This is a genomic window from Mesorhizobium sp. M4A.F.Ca.ET.020.02.1.1 (assembly GCF_004022645.1).
GTDB lineage: Bacteria > Pseudomonadota > Alphaproteobacteria > Rhizobiales > Rhizobiaceae > Mesorhizobium.
Genome location: NZ_RZOI01000606.1, coordinates 1 through 3,790 on the forward strand (window position 1 = coordinate 1; position 3,790 = coordinate 3,790).

6 protein-coding genes are annotated in these 3,790 nt (G+C 63.8%); 2 read left to right on the top strand and 4 right to left on the bottom strand.

The window, feature by feature from the left end; genetic code table 11:
* The 4 genes from EN742_RS27620 to moaA form a co-directional block, all read right to left on the bottom strand.
* Window positions 1–660, bottom strand: a 660-nt coding sequence (locus EN742_RS27620; RefSeq protein WP_148670299.1) for a DMT family transporter, incomplete at its 3' end; no start/stop codon positions are given.
* 121 nt (window positions 661–781) lie between these two features.
* The gene (locus tag EN742_RS27625; protein ID WP_127407849.1) at window positions 782–1,138 is read right to left on the bottom strand and encodes a hypothetical protein; all 357 of its coding nucleotides are present in this window, start codon (window positions 1,136–1,138) and stop codon (window positions 782–784) included.
* 121 nt (window positions 1,139–1,259) lie between these two features.
* On the bottom strand, window positions 1,260–1,733 hold the full coding sequence (locus tag EN742_RS27630) for a hypothetical protein (protein WP_128333506.1): 474 nt from the start codon (window positions 1,731–1,733) through the stop codon (window positions 1,260–1,262).
* A gap of 53 nt (window positions 1,734–1,786) precedes the next feature.
* The gene (moaA, locus tag EN742_RS27635) at window positions 1,787–2,782 is read right to left on the bottom strand and encodes a GTP 3',8-cyclase MoaA (protein WP_127407277.1); all 996 of its coding nucleotides are present in this window, start codon (window positions 2,780–2,782) and stop codon (window positions 1,787–1,789) included.
* Between the two features lie 200 nt (window positions 2,783–2,982).
* Between moaA and EN742_RS27640 the strand changes: the two genes are divergently transcribed.
* Window positions 2,983–3,336 (top strand): DUF971 domain-containing protein, encoded by a 354-nt coding sequence (locus EN742_RS27640; protein WP_126054514.1) that lies wholly within the window; start codon window positions 2,983–2,985, stop codon window positions 3,334–3,336.
* A gap of 73 nt (window positions 3,337–3,409) precedes the next feature.
* The coding region (locus EN742_RS27645) for an MSMEG_1061 family FMN-dependent PPOX-type flavoprotein (protein WP_189375640.1) at window positions 3,410–3,790 on the top strand (381 nt) is incomplete at its 3' end.

Here is a 3,790-nt window from a genome sequence, read left to right on the forward strand (position 1 = left end):
CACCAGCACTGCCGCCAGCGCCAGCAGCGCCGTGGCCTTGCCGCTCATCGGCGTCCAGCCGCCCATCGGCGCAAGCAGCGCAGCGCCCAGCACTGTCATGGCCAGTGCCGTGGCGGTCGACACCAACAGCGTCGGGATCGCCTGCGGGATGCGCCTTGTGGCGAGATCGCGCACCGCGCAGCAGGCGACGCTCGTCAGCGCCAGCAGCGAATAGACGCTGAAGCCTTCGAAGCCCGGCCGCACGATGACCAGCACGCCGGCAAAACCGACCGCTATCGCCAGCCAGCGCCGCCAGCCGACGCCTTCGTTGAAGAACAGCGCCGCGCCCATCGTAACCGCCAGCGGCAGCGCCTGCAGCACAGCCGAGACATTGGCGATCGGCAGATGCGCCAGCGCGACCAGGAACGAGACCGTTGCGCCGGCTTCGCCGGCCACGCGCATCGCCACCATCGGCTGCAGCATCGAGCGCGGTGCGGCCAGCGCGCCGCGCTGCCAGGCAAGCAGGCCGACGAACAGCGAGGCGAAGGCCCCCCGGATCAGCATGACCTGCGCCATGTTCATCGATTCGGAGGAGAATTTGGTGATCGCGTCGTTGAGGGTAAAGCCGACCATGGCCACCATCATGAATAGCGCGCCGCGCAGATTTGGCGAAAGGGGCAAAGGCGTCACCGGTTGTGCTTTGGATCAGCCTCTATCAGCGAGCCGCAAAACAGCAACGTCAAAGCACTGGGCCACAGCCTTTCGCCGTGGCCCGCAAAGTTCCGCGCGAAGGCGAAAGGACTTACTTCGGCGTCAGCACTTCGGTGCCGCTTCCTTCCTTGCCGGCGATGGTCCAGAGGCCGTGCAGCGAGCCGTCTCCCTCGACCTTATAGACGACGAGGCCGATCTCTTTGCCCATCACATAGCCGGCGGAGAAAGCATTGTCGTTGCGCATGCAGATGCCGTCGGACGACGAACCGCCGGTTTCCCAATGGATGGTGCAGGTCGTCTCGCTGGTCAGCGTGATAGTCGCTTCGCCGCCATAGGCGGAGCCGTCGAAATTGGTGCCTGCGACCGTATAGTTGCCGCCGATCGACTGCGCCGCCGCCGGTGCCGCCGCAAAGCCGAGCATTGCAAGAGCAAGAATGAATTTGCGCATGTTGCATTCCCCCTGTGAGTGAAAAAATCACGTCCACTGGAAGGCTAGGCTGGAACATCGAGTCGGTAAATCGGCCGCCCTTTGGCGGGCGAGGATTATTTCGCGGTGTGGCGCAAAATGCTCACGGCCCCTTGAGGCTTCCGGCAATGACGCCAACAAGCGGATCGTATTTCGAATTCAGAGCTTGCGGATACTCGATCCAGACCGTGCGGATGACGCCGTCCTTTCCGAACAGGCGCCGCTCGTAGAAGATCTTGCCGTCCTTGATGCCGGACAGCACCGCCCAGTCCTTGCCGGCCTTGCTGTAGGTGATCTTGTAGCCTGGCTCGGCGCTGGCCTTCTCGGCGGAGACAAAGCCTTTCGGCGTGTCGTCATCGACGTTGAGGATGCCAGAGCAGATCAGGCTGGCTCCGTCGGGCGCGCTCCATTGCTGCCCGTCGCCATTCTCCGGCTCGGGCTCGCGAATGCTGAAGATCTCGTCCGGAAAGGTGCAGACGGTGCCAAAGCGCTGATTGGTGTAGGTGAACGGCGCGGCGCTGGCTGCCGCTGCGATGCTCAACGCCGCGATGGCCAGGGTCGGGAAAAGGTGCTTCAAGCCAGTCTCCAGCCAATGACGGAGGCGATCCTTGCCTCAAATGGCGGAAAAGGTCAGCCGCCGGTGACGCTCATATGCCGGGACACCGCCGGCCGGCTGGTGCGGCGGTCGATGATGAAGTCATGGCCCTTGGGCTTGCGCCCGATCGCCTCGTCGATTGCCGCGGAGACCAGTTCGTTGCCTTCGGACGCACGCAACGGCGCGCGCAAGTCGGCGGCGTCTTCCTGACCGAGGCACATATAGAGGGTGCCGGTGCAGGTCAGCCTGACGCGGTTGCAGCTTTCGCAGAAATTATGCGTCATCGGCGTGATGAAGCCGAGCCTGCCGCCGGTCTCGGCGACATGGACGTAACGGGCCGGGCCGCCGGTCTTGTAGGGGATGTCGCTCAGCGTGAACTGGCGCTCGAGCTGGGCCCTGAGCAGCGACAGCGGCAGGTACTGGTCGGTGCGGTCGGCGTCGATCTCGCCCATCGGCATGGTTTCGATGACGGTGAGGTCCATGCCGCGGCCGTGCGCCCAGCGCATCATCTCGGGCAGCTCCGCGTCGTTGAAGTCTTTCAGCGCCACCGCGTTGAGCTTGACCTTCAGCCCCGCCGCCTGGGCGGCGTCGATGCCTTCCATGACCTTGCCGAGATGGCCCCAGCGGGTGATCTGATGGAACTTGTCGGCGTCGAGCGTGTCCAGCGAGACGTTGATGCGCTCGACCCCGCAATCGGCAAGCTCCGCGGCGAAGCGCGACAGCTGCGAGCCGTTGGTGGTCAGCGTCAGCTCTTCCAGCGCGCCGCTCTTCAGATGCCGCGACAGCTGGCGCACGAGGTGCATGATGTTCTTGCGCACCAGCGGCTCGCCGCCGGTGAGGCGAAATTTCCGCACGCCCTTTTCGATGAAGACGGTGCAGAGCCGGTCGAGCTCTTCAAGCGACAGGAGATCCTTCTTGGGCAGGAAGGTCATGTCCTCGGCCATGCAATAGGTGCAGCGGAAATCGCAGCGGTCGGTGACCGACACGCGCAGGTAGCTGATCGTTCGACCGAAAGGATCGATCATGTCCATGCTTTTGCGTTTCCCGTGGCCGCGAACGGCGTCGTTATATACCGCTATGTGATACGATACGGCCTTTCATTCAAGATAGTCGGTCTTGATCTTTGGTAACATTCCCCGACCGACATCGCGTGTCGGCCGCCCTGCAATGGCCTTTTCGCCTGAGGCGAAGCAGCGTAGGGAAGGGTGGAAATGACGCAGGAACGATCCGCATGACAGCGCCGAAGGAACTCCGGGTCTCGAAGGACCGCAAGCTGCTTACCGTCACCTTTGCGGACCACCAGCCGTTCGAATTGCCGGCCGAGCTGCTGCGCGTGCTGTCGCCCTCGGCGGAAGTGCAGGGCCATTCGCCGGAGCAGCGCGTGACCGTGCCCGGCAAGCGCAATGTCGCCATCCTCAAGATAGAGCCGGTCGGCAACTATGCGGTGCGCATCACCTTCGACGATTTCCACGACACTGGGATATTCACGTGGAACTACCTGCACACGCTGGGTCACGAGAAGGAGGCGCGCTGGAGCGCCTATCTCGCCGAGCTGGCGGAGAAGGGGCTCGGCCGCGACCGTTAGGCCGTGTCATCCGCACTGTCGTCAAGGCGTCATGGATGTGGAGTAGCGCCGGCAAAGGTTTGGAGACAAAAAGATGTCGGTCATCACAACGGTCGAACAGCTCGAAGCGCTCTATGGGGCTCCAGGCGAAGCCTCGATCGTCAAGGAACTCGACCACATCATCCCCGAATACGCCGCCTTCATCGAGGCCTCGCCCTTCGCGGCACTGGCGACCGCCGGGCCGGAGGGGCTCGACTGCTCGCCGCGCGGCGATCTCGCCGGCTTCGTGCGCATCCACGACCAACAGACGCTGATGATGCCTGACCGCCGCGGCAACAACCGCGCCGATTCGCTGAAGAACATCATCCGCGACCCTCGCGTCGGCCTCTTGTTCCTGGTGCCCGGATCGGGCACCACGCTGCGCGTCAATGGCAGGGCTCACATCACCACCGACGCCGGGCTCTGCGCCTCCTTC

Bases quoted from the DNA above. Each gene is read 5' to 3' on its own strand.
- EN742_RS27625 (WP_127407849.1), bottom strand. From the start codon at position 1,138: ATGCGCAAATTCATTCTTGCTCTTGCAATGCTCGGCTTTGCGGCGGCA.
- moaA (WP_127407277.1), bottom strand. From the start codon at position 2,782: ATGGACATGATCGATCCTTTCGGTCGAACGATCAGCTACCTGCGCGTG.
- EN742_RS27640 (WP_126054514.1), top strand. From the start codon at position 2,983: ATGACAGCGCCGAAGGAACTCCGGGTCTCGAAGGACCGCAAGCTGCTT.